This window comes from Streptomyces niphimycinicus, assembly GCF_018883605.1.
GTDB lineage: Bacteria > Actinomycetota > Actinomycetes > Streptomycetales > Streptomycetaceae > Streptomyces > Streptomyces niphimycinicus.
On sequence record NZ_JAHLEM010000202.1, the window covers coordinates 1 to 18,768 of the forward strand.

An 18,768-nucleotide genomic window follows, 5' to 3' on the forward strand; every position below is an offset into this window, starting at 1 on the left:
CGCCACCACGCCCGCCGTGGCGGGAGGCCGGGCGGCCGCCACCACGCTCGCCGTCCCCGGGGCACCCGCCGCTGCGCCCCGTCTCGCCCCCTCGCGAAACGTGCACATCTTCTACTACCCCTGGTACGGCAGCCCGGCGGTCAACGGCTCCTGGCGCCACTGGCCCCAGGGCGGTCTCACCCCGCCCGACCGGATCGGCTCCGACTTCTACCCGGCGGCCGGGGCATACGACTCCGGCGACCGCGCCGTGGTCGACCGCCATATGGGGTGGCTGGCCCAGGCCGGCACCGGTGTGCTCGTCACCAGTTGGTGGGGGCAGGGCGGTTACGAGGACCAGCGGGTGCCGCTGCTCCTGGACGCGGCGGCCGCGCGCGGGCTGAAGGTGGCCTGGCATATCGAGCCGTACGCCGGGCGCACCGCGCAGTCCGTGGTGGACGACATCGGCTATCTCATCCAGCGGTACGGCGGCCACCCGGCCTTCCACCGGGACGCGGCACACGGCGACCGCGGCGCGTACTACGTCTTCGAGTCCCTGCGGATCGCCGACTGGGCCCCGCTGGACCAGGTGGCCGACCGCGCCATCGTGCTGGCCCAGACCACGGACGTGTCGAAGGTCGCGCACTTCGGCGGCATGTACACCTATGACGCCATCGCCGCGGGCAACAACCCGCAGTGGGCCGGACCGGCCGCGTACTGCCGCGACCACGGCATGGTCTGGGCACCGTCCATCGGCCCCGGCTACCTCGACGACCGCGCCGTGCCCGGGAACACCACGCCCACCCTGGAGCGCGACGACGGCGCCACCTACGACCTGGAGTGGAACAACGCCCTCTCCCCCGCCAACGGCGGCCCGCCCACCTGGGTCTCGATCACCTCGTTCAACGAGTGGCACGAGGGCAGCCAGATCGAGCCCGCGGCCTCCGCCCCGCCCACCGCGCAGAGCTACCGGACCTACAGCGGGGCGTACGGGAGGACGGGTGCCGCGGCCGAGACGGCGTATCTCGACCGCACCGCGTACTGGGTGGCCCGGTTCGAGGCGGCTCGCCGCCGCTGAGGCGTGGTAGACGCCGAGGTAGCCGGGGCGCGAGTCCTCGTTGCCGGACCGCCAGTGGGTGGGGACCCCGCCCATCACATAACAGCCCTGGGCCTTGAACCAGTTGACGACGTCCAGGCAGTCCGCGGCCGACCAGGGCTTGTTGGCCTCGTTGAAGCCGAAGCCCCAGATGCCCACCACCGGCTTGCCGTTCTGCCTGGCGTAGGCGGAGGACGAGGTATGGGCCCTCATCTTGTCGGTCCAGTCCTGCTTCATCTGGCTCTTCATATCGAGCCAGCCGGTGGCGTCGTACATGATGTAGAACTTCCGGCCGTACTTCTCCGCCGCCGAGCGGACCTTGGTGGCCATGGCGTCGCGCGTCGGCCCCTCGGGGCTGAAGGGGTTGAAGCGCTGGAGGGCGGCGGTGTCGATGGCGTACTGCTGCATCCAGCGGAAGTGGGTGTCGACGGTCTGCTGGTCGTAGGAGGAGAACAAGGTGGCGGGCCGGCCGTTGTTGAGGTTGCTGTAGTTGGTCCGGTAGCCCTTGGTGTACTCGCGCATATCGGGCCAGCTATGAATGCCCGTGTTGTCCGGCGACGGCGGCCGGGACATATCGGCGGCCCAGTGCCACCAGCCGTTGATCGGGGCGCCGTCCCCCGCGCAGGCGAACCAGCCCTGATAGCCGACGGTGACCTTGCCGACGACGTCACCGGGCGGGCTGGCCGCGGAGGCCGTGGCCGTCGTCAGCCTGGCGGCTCCCAGGGCACCGAGTGCCGTGGCGCCGAGCGCGGAACCGATGAGATGGCGGCGTGAAATACCCATGAGGGCCTGCCCTTCCGGCAGTGAGCGGCTCGAGTGGGGGTGCTCGCTGCGGCGGATCGTAATCACGCATTAATGATTCCGCAATTTAATGGACGGTTAGCCGAATTCAGGCGGAAGCGCTTTTTTGTCGTTTATGCGTCATTCCCTTATTCGGCGATCGAGGATCGAGGGCCGAGGGTGGTCAGTGGCCGCGGGTGCGGACGCCGCCGCACTGCTCGGCGGTGACCTTCTCCAGCCAGGCGGTCTCGGGGCGGTCGTCGCCGGTACCTTCCCACATCGCCAGGTGCTGCATAAACCGGTCCGGCGTGGCCCCGTGCCAGTGCTCCTCGTCGGGCGGGCAGGTCACGGTCTCCCGAGCGCGGGCCCGCGTCGGGTGGCGGGTCTGCGGCGGGAAGAGGCCGCCCAGCTCGCGGCCCTCTCCCCCGACTACTACACCCGCCTTGAGCAGGGCCGCATCCACGCCTCCGCACCCGTGCCGGAGGCACTCGCCCAGGCCCCGCGTCTCGACGACGACCAGCGCGGTTATCTCTTCGGACTCGCCGGAAAGGAAATCGCCCGCCCCCGGCGCCGGGCTCGGCAGAAAGTCCAGCCGCAATTGCGGCGGCTGCTGGCCGATCTCACCGCCACCCCGGCCGTCGCCATGGGGCGGCGTATGGACGTCATCGCGTGGAATTCCCTGGCCGCCGCGCTCATCACCGACTTCGGGCAGGTTCCGGAAAAGCACCGGAACTATGTCCGCATTCTCTTCACGGACCCCGCCATGCGGACCCTGTACGCCGACTGAGACCCGGCCGCACCGCTCCGGCGGGATGTGCATAGGCTGAGCTCCTGTCAGGACAACAGCGGCACGGGGGACACGATGCGGAAAGAGGCGGTTCGGTACCTTCGCTGCCCCTACTGTTCCGGCGGTTTGACGATGACCGACGGCGCGCTGCGGTGTTCCCAGGGGCACAGTTTCGACGTGGCGAAGCAGGGCTATGTGAATCTGCTGCGCGGGGCCGCCAAGTTCAGCGCGGACACCGCCGAGATGGTGGCGGCCCGCGCGGATTTCCTGGCCGCCGGACACTTCGGGCCGATCGCCGGGGCGCTGGCCGCGCTGGCGCGCGAGACGGCACCGGCGCCGACAAGCGGGGACCCCGGCTGTGTCGTGGACATCGGCGGCGGCACGGGCTACCACCTCGCCCGGGTGCTGTCGGAGTTCCCGGGCTCCGAGGGCGTCCTGCTGGACATCTCCAAGTTCGCCGCCCGCCGGGCCGCGCGGGCGCATCCCCGTATCAGCGCGGTGGTGGCCGACGCCTGGGACGAGCTGCCGTTCGCCGACGGGGCCGCGTCGGTGGTCCTCAATGTCTTCGCACCGCGCAATCCGGCCGAGCTGCGGCGGATGCTGCGCCCCGAGGGTGTGCTGCTGGTGGTGACGCCCCGGCCGGATCATCTACGGGAGCTGGTGGAGGCCCTGGGGCTGCTGCGGGTGGACGAGCAGAAGGACGAGCGGCTGGCGGGCCGGTTCTCGGCGCATTTCACCGAGGTGGCCCGGGAGCGCTCGCGGAGCACCATGACGCTGGACCACCAGGCCGTGCCGCGACTGGTGGGGATGGGGCCCAACGCCTGGCATCAGCAGGGCGAGCGGCTGAGGGAGCGCGTCGCGCTGCTGCCCGAGCCCTGCGAGGTGACGCTGTCCGTCACGCTCACCGCCTACCGTCCGCTGGTCTGACGCCCCGGGCCCACCGGGCCGCGCCCGGCACCGGTCAGGTCCAGACGGTGTAACCGCCGTCCACGCGGATCGCCTCGATGCCGCTGATGTACCGGGCGCCGCAGCGGTCCTGGGGCAGGACGAGCTGCGGGCCCGCGCGGTCGAGCGGGGTGCCGTCGATGGTGACCGCGAGGAGGACGGGGGCTCGGCCGAAGTCCGGGTCGATCTCGGCCCAGGACAGCAGCGCGCGGTGGCCGTCCGCGCCGCGCACGGCGATCAGGAAGCGCAGGCGGTCCTTGCGCCGGGCGGGGTCGAAGGCGGGACCGGCGGAGACCAGGACGTCATGCAGGTACGGTCCGGTGAAGCGGTGCCGCTGGATGCCATTGGTGGAGCAGTCGAAACTGACCTGTGCCCGGTGCTGGGGCCAGGAGAGCAGTTCGGACACCGTCAGCCGGGCCGGACGGGTCACATCGCCGGTGAGGGCGAGCTCCGCCACCGGACCGGCGGCCGTACCGGCGGCTACGAGGGAGTCACTCACGGGCTACCACCTCCTGGAGGACCGTTACCCGACCCGCCGTCCCGCGCAAACGCACATGCCATGCCGAAGGATCAAAGATCCGGCTGATGCGAGGTGGAATTCTGCTTTCCCCTCGCATCTGCGGCGTAGCGCACGACTCATCCCAGGTCCGGGTACCCGGTCCGCAGGCGCCGGCGCCGGCCACCGTGGACGAGCGTGGGTGTTTTATTCAGACGCTTACGTATGACATGCATGGCCACCAGGACGTAAGGCCCATTTGCCAATAGACCATGTGCTACGGTGACGGAGTGGCCAGAGAAGATTCGGACTCAGCGCGGCGGATTCCCGCGACCGCGGCGGCGATGGTGGACCTGCTCAACTCCCGGCCGCACGGCCCTGGTTTTCCGGACACGCTTCAGACCCCGGAGACGGCGGGCGCCGTTCTGCGCCCGTTCGGCCAGCCCGCGGCGGAGGCGCCGGCACCGCAGCGCATCGCCAAGATCCGCGGGCTGCGCACCATCCTCATGGACATCGCGTCCGCGCCCGACAGCGCCGGGGCGGCACCCGGCTGGGCGCAGTTGGCCGAGCGGGCGTCCGCTGTCACACTGCGGCAGGATTTCTCGGAGCCCGGGGCGGTGCGGCTGCGGCAAGTGGGCGGCGACCCCGTGGTGGGCGGCATCACCCTGGCGGTGGCGGAACTCGTCTCCGACGGCACCTGGCCCCGTCTCCGCATCTGCGCCAACGAGCTGTGCGGCCATGTGTTCTACGACACCACGCGCAGCCGCACCCAGCGCTGGCACTCGTACGAGGTCTGTGGCAACAAGAGCAACGTGGCCGCGTACCGAGCCCGGAAGAAGGCCCGGCCCGGAAGCTGACACCACACCGGGCCGGGCCTCGCCAACTCCCTCGCCGACTCCCCCGCGAAGACGCCCCTCGCGAAGACGCGGATGAGGGTCAGCTCAGCGGGACGTCGAGAACCGCCTTGCGGTGGCTGAACGTCTCCAGCGAGTAGCGGCCGTGATAGCTGCCCATGCCACTCTCCCCGACACCGCCGAACGGCAGGGTCGGCACGGTCAGATGGAAGATCGGGAAGCCGAAGTTGACGGCGCCCGAGGAGGTTTCGGCGATCAGCCGGGCCCGGGTGGTGTCGTTCTCGGTGAAGGCATAGAGCGCGAGCGGCTTGTCGCGGTCGTTGATGAAGGCGATGGCCTCGGTGAGGTCGGCGACGGTCAGGATCGGCAGGATGGGGCCGAAGATCTCCTCCCGCATCACCGGCTCGTCGGGCTTCACATCCATCAGCACGGTCGGCGCGATGTACTTCTCGGCGCGGTCGCTCTGTCCGCCGGTCACGGTGCGACCGGAGCCGAGCAGTGCGGTCAGGCGGTCGAAGTGGCGCTCGTTGACGATACGTCCGTAGTGGTCGGCCGCCTGCGGGTCGTTGCCGTAGAGCTTCTCGATCGCCTGGGTCAGGGCGGCCGCCAGCGCCTCGGCGGTGTCCGGGTCGGTGAGGACGTAGTCGGGGGCGACGCAGGTCTGTCCGGCGTTGGAGAACTTGGTGGACACGATGCGGGCGGCGACCGCGGTGAGGTCGGCGTCGCGGTCGACGAAGACCGGCGACTTGCCGCCGAGTTCAAGGGTGACGGGGGTCAGATGCTCGGCTGCCGCGCGCATCACGATCCGGCCCACGGTGCCGTTGCCGGTGTAGAAGACGTGGTCGAAGCGCTGGGCCAGCAGCGATGTCGTCTGCGCGACGCCGCCCTCGACCACGGCGGTGGCCTCGGTGTCGAGGTAGTCCGGAAGGAGCCGGGCCAGCAGGGCGGAGGTCTGCTCGGCGAGTTCGGAGGGCTTGATGACCACCGCGTTACCGGCCGCCAGCGCGGCGGCGACGGGGGTCAGCAGCAGATAGATCGGATAGTTCCAGGCCGAGAGGACCAGGGCGACACCGAGGGGGTCGAGCTCGGTGCGGGCCGTGGTCCCCTTCGGCAGATGGGAGACGGTGACCTCCGCGGGCTGCGGGGCGAGCCACTCCTCCAGGTGCTCGAGGTAGTCGTCGATCTCGCGGACCGTGCCGCCGATCTCCGCGCGGTCGACCTCGGCGGGGTTCTTGCGCAGATCGGCCCAGAGGGCGTCGGCGATGGCCGCACGGTTGTCGGTCAGCAGCGCGCGCAGCCGGGTGAGCTGCTCGCGGCGCCAGGCGAGAGACTTGGTGCGGCCACTGCGATGGGTCTCGCGCAGCCGCGCCACCAGGGCGGCGGCGTCGGTCTCGGCCAAGTCGGGGTAGGTGGTGGTCATGGGGCATCCCGTTCTGTGGAAAGAGGCCCGGCCCGCGGGCAGGATGTGCTGGACATCGACGTAAGCGTCTTGACGTAAGCGTCTATTGGATTTAGACGCTTACGTTAGCACACGAGACCCCGCCTGTAATCTTCTATGGCTGATAGACCATGTACCTGTGCCCGTCCCGGCCGGGCGGCTTCCACCCCGGTGGCGCCGCGCGATTACCCGGCGGTTCCGTTCACCGTGGCCGGGCACAGCCGCCGCGGCGCGGTGTCGTCGCGGAGCCTCGCGTCCACACAGCCACCGGGCAGGCCGTTGTGGGGTGTGCTGCCGAAGTTGGCGGTGACGGTGAGGGTGCCGTCGCCGAAGACGGTGCGCTGCACGGTGCGATCGGCGGTCAGCGCGCGGAAATCGGTCAGCGGCTCGGCACCGGCCACCTTGTGCAGGGGCGCGAAGTACTTCTGGAGGGTGGCGAGTTCGCGGCCGTGCTTCTTCAGCGAGTCACCGGTGAGCACGAAGTTGAGCGGGGTGTTGTACAGCATGCCGAGCAGCGCGCGGTCGGTCTTCTGCCGCGGCAGCTTGTCGTACGACAGCTCCCAGCGCTCGGTGTTCACCACGGAGTCATGGAGCGCGGTCTCGTACAGCGGCACCCGGTACACCGGGTCGTACATCGCCTTCGCCACATCGGCGGGCAGCTCCGCGGGCTTGAAGAAGGCGCCCGGCGCGTCGGCGGGGGCGTAGCCGCCCCAGGTCTCCTTGTCGCGCTGCGCCGTCCACAGACCGCCCGCCACCGGGGTGCCCGAGCCGTGGTCGAAGGCGAGGTCCCGGTTGGCCCAGGCCCCGGCGGACTCCGAGCCCAGGACCAGCCCGCGGTCGGACAGCCGCTTCATCCGGGCCAGCCGGTTGGCGCGGTCCCGCCCCTTGGTCATGGGGTGAGCGGCGCTGTGGTCGCGGAACAGCTCACCGGCCGCGTCCACATCGAGGAAGTAGCTGTCGGCGCCCGCCTTGGTCATCTCGCGGGTGCGGTCGGCGAGATAGTGGCGGCGCGGCTCGGCCTTCTCGAACGCCTCGGAGGAGAGGTAGCAACCGCGGTCGTGGAAGCCGGGTACGGGCTTGCCGTCCGCGTCCCGGACACAGAAGTCCGGGTACACCGTGCCGGGCCAGGTGGACGTCGGCGCGTCGGAGGTGGCCGGGTCCTGGCCGTTGGCGAACGAGTCGTACGGGCCGACGAGATAGCCCGCCCGCTTCGCGGCCGCGGTGGCCGCGGCGTCCATCGGCCGGTCGTCGGCGTCGTAGCCGAGCCACATGCGGTCCACGCCGAGGCCGCGCAGCCTGCCCATGAAGTCGGCCTTGCGGGCGTCACCCCACAGATAGGCGTGGAAGGCGCCGAGCAGCTTCCCGGTGGCCGGTGTCTCCCGGATCTTCTCCCGCAGGCTCTTCAGTTGTCCGTGCTCGCCGAGCCAGGCGCGGTAGTCGCGGGCGGCGGCCACCGGGGAGCCGTCGGTGAGGGAGAAGGCCACGGTGTACCGCGTGGTGCCGTCGGCGCGCGAGAACCGGTGGGTGGCGGCGGTGCGCAGCTTGCCCGCGTCGGAGGTGACGCGCAGCGATGTGCCGATGTCGCTCGGCACGAGATAGCTCACGCCCTGGCGGTCGCCGAGCGTGTAGCCCCACAGCGGCATCGACAGATCCGACTCCATGGCCATGTCGGTGTCGACCAGATCGGCCCGGGAGGAGTTCCAGAAGCGGTCGGCCACCGGCAGCGACAGCCCCTCGCCGCGCGGCAACTGTACGGCGGTGGCGCGCCGGTCGGTGCCGGTGACCGGCCAGGAGAGGGTGCGGGCGGTCTCGCCTGCGGCCTTTCCGGTGGCTTCGCCGAGGGCTTTGTCGGTGGCCTTTTCGGTGGCCGTGCCGGTGGCCCTTTCGGTGGCCGTTCCGGTGGCCTTTCCGGTGGCCGTCACCGACAGCTCCAGGCGGCCGTTGTCAGCGGCGCGGGCGGTGACGTCCAGGCCGGTGTCCGGATAGCTCCAGCGGGCGGTGCCCGGCGAGGTGGTCACCGAGCCGGGCTTCCCGGGAGCGGTGGCGGCGGGCGCGGACAGCTCCACGGTCCCCTGCCCCGTACGGGCCGTGACCCGCAGCGAGGTGGTGTCGACGGTGGCGGTGCCGCCCGACACCGGGACCTCCACCCGGTGGCCACCGACCACGACCGGCCGGGGTGCGTCCTTCCCGGAGCGGGTGGTGCCGGAGCGGGTGGTGCCGGAGTGGGTGGTGGAGGCGAGGGTGGTCGAGGCGAGGGCGAGGCAGGACACCGCGCCCGCGAGCGCCGCCGCGGCGGTCACCCGCGGCCCGGTGAAGTGGGTTCGTTTCATGGGACGTTGATAGCGAGCCGATATAAGAGGGCTTCTAAGAAGCGGTCTCGGAGGGCCAGGGCCTCGGAGGGCTTACGCCTCCGGAGCCGGACCGCCGGACCCGTGGCGCGGGATACGCAGCCGGAAGAGCGCACCGCCCCCGTCGGCCGCCTCCGCGCTGAGCACCGAGCCGTGCGCCCGCGCGATCTGGCGGGCCATGGCCAGCCCCAGCCCGGAGCCGGGCAGCGCACGTGCCTGCCGGGAGCGGTAGAAGCGGTCGAAGACGTACGGCAGGTCCTCGGCGGCGATACCGGGCCCGTGGTCACGGACGGTGAAGTCGATGGCGGGTTCGCCAGAGGTCAGCCGGACCTCCACCTCGGCGCCGGGCGGGCTGAACTTCGCGGCGTTGTCCAGCAGATTGGTCAGCAGCCGAGCCAGCCGCGCGGGCACCCCGTCCACCGTGGCCTCGGCCAGCTCCGTGGTGAAGGCGGTGTGCGCCCAGTGCGAGCGGGCCTCCTCGACACAGCACGCGGCCAGCAGATCCAGTCGCACCGGTTCCACCAGCGGCAGCGGCTCCTCGTCCCGCGCCAGCTCGATCAGGTCGTTGACCAGGCCGGTCACCTCGCGCAACTGACCGCCGAGCGCCGACGCTGCCCGGTCCCGCTGGGCGGGGGACAGCCGGTCGGCACGGGCCAGCAACTCGGCGTTGGTGCGCAGCGCGGTCAGCGGGGTGCGCAGCTCATGGGAGGCGTCGGCCACCAGACGGCGCTGGGCGGCCACCGACTCCTCCAGCTCGCCGAGCATGGTGTTGAAGCTCCCGGCCAGCCGGGAGATCTCGTCCCCGCGCCGCCCCTCCTCCGGCGGCAGCTCGATCCGATGGGCCGGATCGCGGGTGGCGGCGATCCGTTCGGCGGTGGCGGTGAGCCGGGTGACGGGCGCCAGCGCCCGGCGGGAGGCGAGATAGCCGAGCCCGGCGGCGAGCAGCGCCCCCGCCGCGCCGATGGCGGCGAGCAGCCGCGCGGCCTGGCGTTCGCCCTGCTCGACCGTGTCGGAACGTACGGCGAGCTGGAGCGCGCGAGGGCCGCGCAGCGGGGTGGTCAGGGTGCGCATCCGGTGTCCGCGCACGCTGACCTCGCTGTAGTACGCGCCGCGGGTGCCCGCGGCCACCTGGCGGGTGGCGTCGGTGACCGGGATCGGCAGGTCCTTGCCCGCCGGGTGTCCCGGTGTGCCCGTCCGCGGGGTGACGATCTGTGCACAGGCCGGGGCGGCCAGCCAGCGGCATTCGCCGTACAGCGTTCCGGTGCCCTCGTCACGCCGCTCCTGGGCGAGCAGGGTGGCCTGCTGGGTGAGCTGGAGGTCGAGCTGACGCACCAGTTCGTAGCGGATGACCACGTACGCGGCGACGCACACCCCGACCGTGACCAGCGCCACCGCGGCCGAGGTGATCAGCGCCATCCGGGTGCGCAGCGGCAGACGGCCCGTCAGACGGCTCCCGGCTCGGCGTTCGCCAGACCGCCGTTCGCCCAACCGCCTTTCTCCCAACCGCCGTTCTCCCAACCGACGGGCGGCGCTCATCGCTCGCCCAGTTCGTAGCCGATGCCATGCACCGTGTGGACCAGCCGCGGGGCGCCCTCCGCCTCCAGTTTGCGGCGCAGATAGCCGATGTACACCGCCAGCGAGTTGGAGTCCGAGGCGAACTCGGTGCCCCACACCAGCTCCTGGATCAGCCCCCTCGGCAGCACCTGACCGGGATGCCGCAGAAACACCTCCAGCAGCGCGAACTCGGTGCGGGTGAACTCCATCCGCCGTCCGCCACGCATTCCGGTGCGGCTCTGCGGATCGACGGTCAGATCGGCGAAGGAGAGCACACCGGACACGTTCTCGTCGAGGGCCTCGACGGGCGCGGCACGCCGCAGCAGCGCCCGCAGCCGGGCCAGCAGCTCGTCCAGTGCGAACGGCTTGACCAGGTAGTCGTCGGCCCCCGCGTCCAGCCCCGCCACCCGCTCGCTGATCTGGTCCCGGGCGGTGAGCACCAGGACGGGCGTACGGTCGCCGAGGCCGCGCAGCCGGCGGCACACCGCCAGCCCGTCCATCACCGGCATGGCCAGGTCCAGCACGATGGCGTCCGGCGGTGCGGCGGCGATCGCGCTGAGAGCCGCCAGCCCGTCCCCGGCCACCCGCACCTCGTATCCCTCCACGGCCAGCCCGTCCACCAGGGCGGCGCGGACCTCGGGATCGTCGTCCACCACCAGCACGGCCGCCGTCCGGGGGTCGGTGGGCTTTCCCCGGCCGGACGGGGAGGACGCGGCAGCGGACATCACGGGGCCTTTCGGATGGGCACAGGTCAGGGCCCACCCTGGCAGAACACGCTCTTAGAACACTCTTAACGGCGTCGACCACAACGGGGGCACGACGGGAGGTGCGGATCGGCCGGGGGCACGGCGCCCGCCTGGTTGCCGCCGCCACGACCCGTTGGGCGCCGACGGTACGGGCCGTTAGTCCAACACCCCCGCGCACTTGTCCATGGGCGGCCGCCCCGCCGCCGTCCCAAGGTGGAGCACCATTCCCACCAGCGAGGGAGGAGCCGGCGCGTTGACGTACGCAGAGGAGGGGCGGCCGAAGGAGGGATGGCCCGGCCGCAGAGCGGTCGTGGTCACCACCACACTGGCCGGAATCGGAACGGCCATCGGCACCGGCGGTGGCACCGCGCACGCCCGTGACACCGCACCCGGCCATGGTGCCGCACACGCCCGCGCCACCGAGCGCACGCTGCGGTCGAAGCGGCTGGAGGTCCGGGTGGACCCGGAGTTCCCGCGCATCGTCGCGTACATCGACCGTGAGACCGGCGCGCTGCTGCACGGCCAGTGGGAGCCGGTCCGTTCGGTGCTCATCGACGGCGTCGAACGCACCCCGCACATCACCGCCGTCACCAGCGGCCCGGACCACATCAGCTACACCCTCGCCTTCGGCGCGACCACGGCCACCTCGGGTGCGGACACCTCCGGCACGGACACCGCCGGCGCGTCCGCCTCCGGTCCGGACGCCGAGATCGACGTCCGGATCCGGGTCAGCGAATGGCAGGTCGACTGGCGGGTCACCCGGATCGCCGACACCGACGCGCTGCGCGTGGGCACCCTGCGCATCCCGGGGCTGGCGTTCCTCAGCGTCCGTGCCGACCAGCCGGGCGCCACCCTGCTGGCCGCCCGGATCGACCTCGACCAGGCCAAGAGCGGTGACACCGCCGTCCGGCCCACGGCGGACACCCCCACCGACGGCGCACCCATCGGCTGCGCCTACGCCGTCGTCAGCACCGACCGGCTCGCGGCCGCCGTCGAGACCAACACGGTCTGGGACAAGCCCTCCTCCGCCGCGGGCACCACCTGGGAGAACGGACGGCTGTGGCGGCAGACGGTACGCGAGGACGGCCAGCTCACCGTCCGGCTCACCTGCGGTGAGTGGACCCACCGGGCCGCCACCGCGGCCGTCGGCGCCACCGAACCGCTGCCCTGGGCCACCGTGGTCCTCACCCGGGACCGCAACGGCGACGGCGTGGTCGACTGGCAGGACGCCGCCATCGCCTTCCGCGACATCATGGTGAACCCGCTCGGCGCCGACGAACAGCATCTGCGGGTCGTCCCGCACATCCCGTTCAACTTCGCCAGCCAGGCCACCAACCCCTTCCTCGACACCCTCGACAACGTCAAACGGATCGCGCTGGCCACCGACGGACTACGGCAGTACACCCTGCTCAAGGGCTACCAGTCGGAGGGCCATGACTCCGCCCACCCCGACTACGCGGGCAACTACAACACCCGCGCCGGTGGCCTGGCCGACCTCAACACCCTGCTGCGCTCCGGACGCCACTGGAACAGCGACTTCGCGGTGCACGTCAACGCCACCGAGTCCTATCCGGTGGCCAACGCCTTCTCCGAGACACTGGTCGACAAAAACGACAAGCAGTGGGACTGGCTGGACCAGTCGTACCGCATCGACCCCCGCCGCGACCTGGTCTCCGGCGATATCATCCGGCGCTTCCAGGATCTGCGGAACGACACCGATCCGGCCCTCGCCGCGCTCTACATCGACGTCTTCCGCGAGTCCGGCTGGAACTCCGACCGGCTCCAGCGGGCCCTGCGCGACCAGGGCTGGCGGCTGTCCACCGAATGGGGTCACGGGCTGGAGCGCTCCTCGCTGTGGTCGCACTGGGCCACCGAGACCGACTACGGCCCGGACACCTCGCGCGGTATCAACTCCCGGCTCATCCGCTTCATCCGCAACCACCAGAAGGACGTCTTCGCCGACAAGTGGCCGACCCTGCTGGGCATCCCCCGGATGGGCAACTTCGAGGGCTGGACCGGCAAGACCGACTGGACCGCCTTCTACCGGCTCATCTGGACCCACAGCCTGCCCGCCAAGTACCTCCAGGCGTACCCCATCCGCACCTGGGACGACCACGAGATCACCTTCGAGGGGCCCGGCGGCACCTCGGTCACCGACACCGGTGGCGCCCGCCGCATCACCACCGACGGACGGCTGGTCTACGACGGCGGCGGCTATCTGCTGCCCTGGGAGCCGCGCGAGGCCACCGACCCGGCCAAGCTCTACCACTACAACCCGGCCGGTGGCACCAGCCGTTGGCGGCTGCCGCGCGGCTGGTCGGGGCAGCGGTCCGTGGTGCTGTACCGCCTCACCGACCAGGGGCGCGCCGAGCCGGTCACCCTGCCGGTGCGCGACGGCCACATCAGCATCACCGCCGACCCCGACGTCCCGTACGTGGTGCTGCGCTCCCGGGCCCGCGCCCAGGCGGCCCCCGGCTGGGGCGAGGGCACTCCGCTGTACGACCCCGGTTTCCACTCCGGATCGCTGCGCGGCTGGCAGACCACCGGCCCGGCCACCGTCGAACGCAGCGCGCTGGGCGACTACGAGCTGGTCATCGGCGAGGGCGCGGCCGCCACCGTCGGCCAGCGACTCGACCGGCTGGCCCCCGGCGGCTATATGGCCTCCGTACAGGTGGAAGTGGGTGCGAAGGCCGGGGAGCGGCGGCGGGCCGCGCTGCGGGTGCACACCGCCGACGGCGTCACCGCGGAGAACTGGACCGAGACCTCGACCGCCGCCAACCACATGGCCGCCGACCGCAAACACGGCACCCGTTTCCAGCGGATGTTCACCTCCTTCACCGTGCCCGACGGCGGCGGGCCGGTCACCCTCACCCTGGCGGTGGCCGAGGGCGGGGCCCGGGTCCGCTTCGACCGGTTGCGGGTGGTGCGGGCCCAGCGCCCGACAAAGCCCGGCACCCTGGTGTACGAGGACTTCGAGCGGGTGCCCCAGGGCTGGGGCCCGTTCGTCAAGGGCGACGCGGGCGGGGTGACCGACCCCCGCACCCATATCGCCCAGCGGCACGCCCCGTTCACCCAGACCGGATGGAACGGCAAGGTGATCGACGATGTGCTCGAAGGCGGCCAGTCCCTCAAGTCACGCGGCGAGAACGCGGGCCTCGTCTACCGCACGGTGCCGCACACCGCCCGCTTCCGCCCGGGGCGGCGCTACCGGGTGAGCCTGACGTACGCCAACGAGGCGGCCGGCCAGTACGCCTGGATCACGGCCGTGGACGACCCCGAACCGCGCGAACTGGAGCGCACCCCGCTGCCCGCCGCCACCGGGCGGGCCACCCACAGCTACACCGTCACCGCGCCCGCGGACGGCGAGATGTGGGTGGGGCTGCGGAAGACCGGCGACAGCGGTACCGCGGAGTGCACGCTCGACTCCTTCACGGTGGAGGAGCTGGACTGACACGGCGGAGGGAGCGGGGCAGCGCGAAGACATCCGCGGCCCGGCTCCCTCCGCCACCCCCGCCCGTGGTCACCCCCTCCCTCTGGCGGCCGGGCAGTCCGTGGACGAAGATCGGCGAGATGGGAGCAGCCGACCGGAGGGCGCCGCGGATGTATCACACCTGGATGCGGTACTTCACGCCGAGCCCGGCCCATCACCGGCTCGGCCTGGTGTGTCTGGGGGTCGGCCTCCAGCACGGCGTCCTGCCCGCCGTCGGCCCGCGTGTCCTGGACCACCATGTGGCCGTGGTCATCAGCGCGGGCCGCGGCTGGTTCCGCGGCGCGGACGGCCGCCGCCGCACCGTCACCGCGCCCGCGCTGCTCTGGCTCACCCCCGGGGTCACCCACCACTACGCCCCGGACCCGGACACCGGATGGGACGAGGCGTTCGCCGACTTCACGGGACCGGCCACCGCCGCCTACGCCGACCTGGGCTATCTCGACGCGGACGGCCCCGTGGTCGCGCTCACCGACACCGCCACCGCCCGTACGGCCATCGGCCGGATCGCCCGCGCCGCACGCCAGGGCAACCCGTTCCTGGAGGTCGAGACCGCAGCCGCGGTCCATGAACTCCTCGTCGCCCTCCGCCGCCTCCGCGCCGACACCGGTGCCGATGGACATCCGGTGCTCCAGGCCCTGGCCCGGGACGCCTTCCAGCCGCTCTCGGTGACCGAACACGCCGCCCGCCACGGCATGACACCGGCCGAACTGCGCACCGCGGTACGCCGCGGCGCGGGGTGCAGCCCCAAGGACTACCTCCTCGGCATCCGGCTGGGCCGCGCCAAGGAACTCCTGGTCGGCACCGAACTGCCGGTGGCCGCCATCGCCCGCCGCGTCGGCTACGACGATCCCGCCTACTTCAGCAGACTCTTCGCCCGCCGAGTGGGCACCGCCCCGGTCCACTTCCGCGAGCAGCAGTGCCGCTCGGTCCCCGGCGGCTTCACCGACCGCATCCCCGACCCCAGCCGCCCACCGACGATCCCGCCGTCCGCACCCACGATTCCGCCGTCCGCACCGGCGGACGACGGACGGCGCGGCGGCGGATGACGGGAAGCCCGCCTTGAGCCAGCCGGACGGCTGCGGGGAGGGCGGCTTCCGCCATTGGGGGGATGGTGGGCCGCGGTTGGCCTGCCAAAGGGGCACCATGCATGCGAAGCCGGTCATATCCGGCGGCCGATCCTCAGCAAGGAGTTCCCATGCGTATCCGGACCGCCCTGTCCACGCTCGCCCTCACCGCCGCGTCCCTCGCCGTCGGCGCGGGCGGTGCCATCGCGGACGACGCGCCCGATGTCACCGTCAACAACTCCAGCAGCACGGCCTTCCCCGGGGTCTGTGCCAGCAACCAGTTCTCCTTCGTGACCGTCCCGGTCAATCTGGCGGGCGAGTCGGACTCCGGCGCGTGCTGATCCCCTGAGCTCGCTGATGGACGGGGTGCGGCCGGTGTCGGCCCGGGCGGCGCCGGCCGTTTCCTCGGCCATCGCGTGTTCCAATTCACCGTCCCGAATTCCGGACCGCCCCCTGCACACCGCCGGACGGCCCCGTAGGCTGGCGGGTGTAGTTGGTTCGCCCCGTCCGCCAGGCGGGATGCGTCGTAAGAGGGAACCCGGTGGGAATCCGGGACTGCCCCGCAGCGGTGAGCGGGAACGACCGCCGTCATACGCACTGGGTCCGGTGAGACGGACCTGGGAAGCGACGGCCATTAGGTGTCCTCCCCCAAGAGGACGCGCCCGTGAGTCCGAAGACCTGCCATCTGCCCGCGTACGAACCACTCGTGTGCGGACATCTCGGTGACCTCGAGGGCGGGTCGGCGTACATACCGGGCAGTGGCCACGCTTTTGCGGCGGGAGGCCGAAAGCCCGGTACGTCACCCTTCGCGCTCTCCTCCCGTCGCCGGGATCTCAGGGATTCATCTCGCGAAGGAGATCTCCGTGACACCGAAGTCCGCAGCCGCGGCAGCACGGGCCACCGTGTACGGCTACCCCCGCCAGGGCCCGAACCGGGAACTGAAGAAGGCGATCGAGGGCTACTGGAAGGGCCGCGTCACCGCCGACGCGCTCAAGTCCACCGCCGCCGAACTGCGCGGCGCCACCTGGCAGCAGCTCGCCGGGGCGGGTATCGACGAAGTTCCCACGGGTGACTTCTCGTACTACGACCACATGCTGGACACCACCGTCATGGTCGGCGCGATCCCCGACCGCCACCGGGACGCCGTCGCCGCCGATCCGCTCGACGGCTACTTCGCGATGGCGCGCGGCACGCAGGATGTCGCGCCAATGGAGATGACCAAGTGGTTCGACACCAACTACCACTACCTGGTTCCGGAGCTGGGCCCGGGCACGGTGTTCACGGCCGACTCCGCCAAGCAGGTCGCGGAGCTGACGGAAGCCCTCGGCCTCGGTCTGGCGGCGCGGCCGGTCCTGGTCGGGCCCGTCACCTATCTCCTCCTCGCCAAGCCCGCCCCCGGCGCGCCCGCGGACTTCGAGCCGCTCACTCTCCTGGACCGGCTGCTTCCGGTCTACGCCGAGGTGCTGGCCGATCTGCGGGCGGCCGGTGCCGAGTGGGTGCAGCTCGATGAGCCCGCCCTGGTCCAGGACCGCACACCGGCCGAGCTGAACGCCGCCACCCGCGCCTACCGCGATCTCGGCGCCCTCACCGACCGTTCGAAGCTGCTGGTCGCCTCGTACTTCGACCGCCTCGGCGAGGCCCTGCCCGTGCTGGCCAAGGCCCCGGTCGAGGGGCTGGCGCTGGACTTCACGGAGGCCGCCGCCGCCAACCTGGACGCGCTGGCCGCCGTCGGCGGGCTGCCCCACAAGCGGCTGGTCGCCGGTGTCGTGGGCGGCCGCAACATCTGGGTCAACGACCTGGAGAAGTCCCTGGCCAGGCTCGGCACCCTGCTGGGTCTTGCCGACCGGGTCGATGTGGCCGCCTCCTGCTCGCTGCTGCACGTCCCGCTCGACGTGGCGACCGAGCGGGACATCGAGCCACAGATCCTGCGCTGGCTGTCCTTCGCCCGGCAGAAGACCGCGGAGATCGTCACCCTCGCCAAGGGCCTGGCCCGCGGCACCGACGCGATCACCGCCGAGCTGGCCGCGAACCGGGCCGCCCTCGCCTCCCGCGCCAACTCCCCCATCACCCGCGACCCGGCCGTCCGTGACCGCGCCGGCGCGGTCACCGAGGCCGACGCGCGCCGCTCCCAGCCGTACGCCGAACGCGCCACGGCCCAGCGCACCCACCTCCGCCTGCCGCTGCTGCCGACCACCACCATCGGCTCCTTCCCGCAGACCGGCGAGCTGCGCACCGCCCGCGCCGATCTGCGCGAGGGCCGGATCGACACGGCCGGGTACGAGGAGCGCGTCAAGGCCGAGATCCAGGAGGTGATCTCCTTCCAGGAGAAGACCGGCCTGGATGTGCTGGTGCACGGCGAGGCCGAGCGCAACGACATGGTCCAGTACTTCGCCGAGCAGCTCACCGGCTATCTCGCCACACAGCACGGCTGGGTCCAGTCGTACGGCACCCGCTATGTCCGCCCGCCGATCCTGGCCGGTGACATCTCGCGCCCCGAGCCGATGACGGTGCGCTGGACGGCCTACGCCCAGTCCCTCACCGACCGCCCGGTCAAGGGCATGCTCACCGGCCCGGTCACCATGCTCGCCTGGTCCTTCGTCCGCGACGACCAGCCCCTCGGCGACACTGCCCGCCAGGTCGCCCTCGCCCTGCGCGACGAGGTGGGCGACCTGGAGGCGGCCGGGACCTCGGTCGTCCAGGTGGACGAACCCGCCCTGCGCGAGACCCTTCCGCTGCGCGCCGAGGACCGGCCCGCCTATCTGTCCTGGGCGACCGAAGCCTTCCGTCTCACCACGGGTGGCGTACGGCCCGGCACCCAGATCCACACCCATATGTGCTACGCCGAGTTCGGCGACATCGTCCAGGCGATCGACGACCTCGACGCCGATGTCATCAGCCTGGAGGCCGCCCGCTCCCATATGCAGGTGGCCCGCGAACTCGCCGCCCATGGCTATCCGCGCGAGGCCGGGCCCGGTGTGTACGACATCCACTCCCCGCGCGTGCCCAGCGCGCTGGAAGCGGCCGAACTGCTGCGCACCGGCCTCAAGGCCATCCCCGCCGAGCGGCTGTGGGTCAACCCCGACTGCGGCCTGAAGACCCGCGGCTGGCCCGAGACCCGGGCCTCGCTGGAGAACCTGGTCACCGCGGCCCGTACGGTCCGCGGCGAGCTGCCCGCGTCCTGACCCGGACAGTCC

The 18,768-nt window shown here is 71.8% G+C and carries 12 protein-coding genes, 3 pseudogenes and 1 riboswitch; of the genes and pseudogenes, 8 read left to right on the top strand and 7 right to left on the bottom strand.

All coding sequences use genetic code 11. From position 1 onward, the window contains the following. The coding region (locus KN815_RS19345) for a glycoside hydrolase family 99 protein (RefSeq protein ID WP_216343201.1) at nt 1-1,054 on the top strand (1,054 nt) is incomplete at its 5' end. Here the strand turns inward: KN815_RS19345 and KN815_RS51550 are convergent. Next, nucleotides 1,055-1,855, bottom strand: a pseudogene (locus tag KN815_RS51550) (glycoside hydrolase family 71/99 protein); the annotation flags it as partial. Between the two features lie 181 nt (nt 1,856-2,036). Further along, nucleotides 2,037-2,219: pseudogene (locus KN815_RS19350) on the bottom strand (cupin domain-containing protein); the annotation flags it as partial. Here KN815_RS19350 and KN815_RS19355 point away from each other — a divergent pair. Both KN815_RS19355 and KN815_RS19360 read left to right on the top strand, forming a co-directional pair. Then, nucleotides 2,202-2,636 (top strand): annotated as a pseudogene (locus KN815_RS19355) (helix-turn-helix domain-containing protein); the annotation flags it as partial. The pseudogenes KN815_RS19350 and KN815_RS19355 sit on opposite strands and share 18 nt — an antisense overlap. A gap of 78 nt (nt 2,637-2,714) precedes the next feature. After that, nucleotides 2,715-3,566: a putative RNA methyltransferase gene (locus KN815_RS19360; protein WP_216343202.1), complete on the top strand. Its 852-nt coding sequence runs from the start codon at nt 2,715-2,717 to the stop codon at nt 3,564-3,566. A 34-nt stretch (nt 3,567-3,600) separates the two neighbouring features. On the opposite strand, the gene KN815_RS19365 is transcribed toward KN815_RS19360, so the two are convergent. Next, nucleotides 3,601-4,083, bottom strand: a complete 483-nt coding sequence (locus tag KN815_RS19365) for a molybdopterin-dependent oxidoreductase (RefSeq protein WP_216343203.1) — start codon at nt 4,081-4,083, stop codon at nt 3,601-3,603. A gap of 287 nt (nt 4,084-4,370) precedes the next feature. Between KN815_RS19365 and KN815_RS19370 the strand changes: the two genes are divergently transcribed. Continuing rightward, nucleotides 4,371-4,937: a CGNR zinc finger domain-containing protein gene (locus KN815_RS19370; RefSeq protein WP_216343204.1), complete on the top strand. Its 567-nt coding sequence runs from the start codon at nt 4,371-4,373 to the stop codon at nt 4,935-4,937. Between the two features lie 79 nt (nt 4,938-5,016). Here the strand turns inward: KN815_RS19370 and KN815_RS19375 are convergent, their stop codons facing one another. The 4 genes from KN815_RS19375 to KN815_RS19390 all read right to left on the bottom strand — a co-directional run bounded on the left by KN815_RS19375 (nt 5,017) and on the right by KN815_RS19390 (nt 10,999). After that, nucleotides 5,017-6,354 carry an aldehyde dehydrogenase family protein gene (locus KN815_RS19375; protein ID WP_216343205.1) on the bottom strand — a complete coding sequence of 446 codons (1,338 nt, stop codon included), beginning with the start codon at nt 6,352-6,354 and terminating at the stop codon, nt 5,017-5,019. A 203-nt stretch (nt 6,355-6,557) separates the two neighbouring features. Next, complete coding sequence (locus KN815_RS19380) at nt 6,558-8,702, bottom strand: glycoside hydrolase (protein ID WP_216343206.1); 2,145 nt, start codon at nt 8,700-8,702, stop codon at nt 6,558-6,560. Nucleotides 8,703-8,774: 72 nt separating this feature from the next. Beyond that, on the bottom strand, nt 8,775-10,136 hold the full coding sequence (locus KN815_RS19385) for a sensor histidine kinase (protein WP_216343228.1): 1,362 nt from the start codon (nt 10,134-10,136) through the stop codon (nt 8,775-8,777). A gap of 116 nt (nt 10,137-10,252) precedes the next feature. Then, on the bottom strand, nt 10,253-10,999 hold the full coding sequence (locus KN815_RS19390) for a response regulator transcription factor (RefSeq protein ID WP_253209082.1): 747 nt from the start codon (nt 10,997-10,999) through the stop codon (nt 10,253-10,255). A gap of 274 nt (nt 11,000-11,273) precedes the next feature. Between KN815_RS19390 and KN815_RS19395 the strand changes: the two genes are divergently transcribed. From KN815_RS19395 to metE, 4 genes are all read left to right on the top strand, one after another. After that, nucleotides 11,274-14,471 carry an endo-alpha-N-acetylgalactosaminidase family protein gene (locus KN815_RS19395; RefSeq protein ID WP_253209083.1) on the top strand — a complete coding sequence of 1,066 codons (3,198 nt, stop codon included), beginning with the start codon at nt 11,274-11,276 and terminating at the stop codon, nt 14,469-14,471. 149 nt (nt 14,472-14,620) lie between these two features. After that, nucleotides 14,621-15,556 (top strand): helix-turn-helix domain-containing protein, encoded by a 936-nt coding sequence (locus tag KN815_RS19400; protein ID WP_216343230.1) that lies wholly within the window; start codon nt 14,621-14,623, stop codon nt 15,554-15,556. 149 nt (nt 15,557-15,705) lie between these two features. Continuing rightward, nucleotides 15,706-15,915, top strand: a complete 210-nt coding sequence (locus KN815_RS19405; protein WP_216343208.1) for a hypothetical protein — start codon at nt 15,706-15,708, stop codon at nt 15,913-15,915. Between the two features lie 136 nt (nt 15,916-16,051). After that, nucleotides 16,052-16,274: riboswitch (cobalamin riboswitch) on the top strand. A 163-nt stretch (nt 16,275-16,437) separates the two neighbouring features. After that, nucleotides 16,438-18,756, top strand: a complete 2,319-nt coding sequence (gene metE, locus KN815_RS19410) for a 5-methyltetrahydropteroyltriglutamate--homocysteine S-methyltransferase (RefSeq protein WP_216343209.1) — start codon at nt 16,438-16,440, stop codon at nt 18,754-18,756. The last annotated feature ends 12 nt before the right edge of the window (nt 18,757-18,768 follow it).

Coding starts and splice junctions, on each gene's coding strand:
- KN815_RS19360 (WP_216343202.1), top strand. CDS start 2,715: ATGCGGAAAGAGGCGGTTCGGTACCTTCGCTGCCCCTACTGTTCCGGC.
- KN815_RS19375 (WP_216343205.1), bottom strand. CDS start 6,354: ATGACCACCACCTACCCCGACTTGGCCGAGACCGACGCCGCCGCCCTG.
- KN815_RS19380 (WP_216343206.1), bottom strand. CDS start 8,702: ATGAAACGAACCCACTTCACCGGGCCGCGGGTGACCGCCGCGGCGGCG.
- KN815_RS19385 (WP_216343228.1), bottom strand. CDS start 10,136: ATGGCGCTGATCACCTCGGCCGCGGTGGCGCTGGTCACGGTCGGGGTG.
- KN815_RS19390 (WP_253209082.1), bottom strand. CDS start 10,999: ATGTCCGCTGCCGCGTCCTCCCCGTCCGGCCGGGGAAAGCCCACCGAC.
- KN815_RS19400 (WP_216343230.1), top strand. CDS start 14,621: ATGTATCACACCTGGATGCGGTACTTCACGCCGAGCCCGGCCCATCAC.
- KN815_RS19405 (WP_216343208.1), top strand. CDS start 15,706: ATGCGTATCCGGACCGCCCTGTCCACGCTCGCCCTCACCGCCGCGTCC.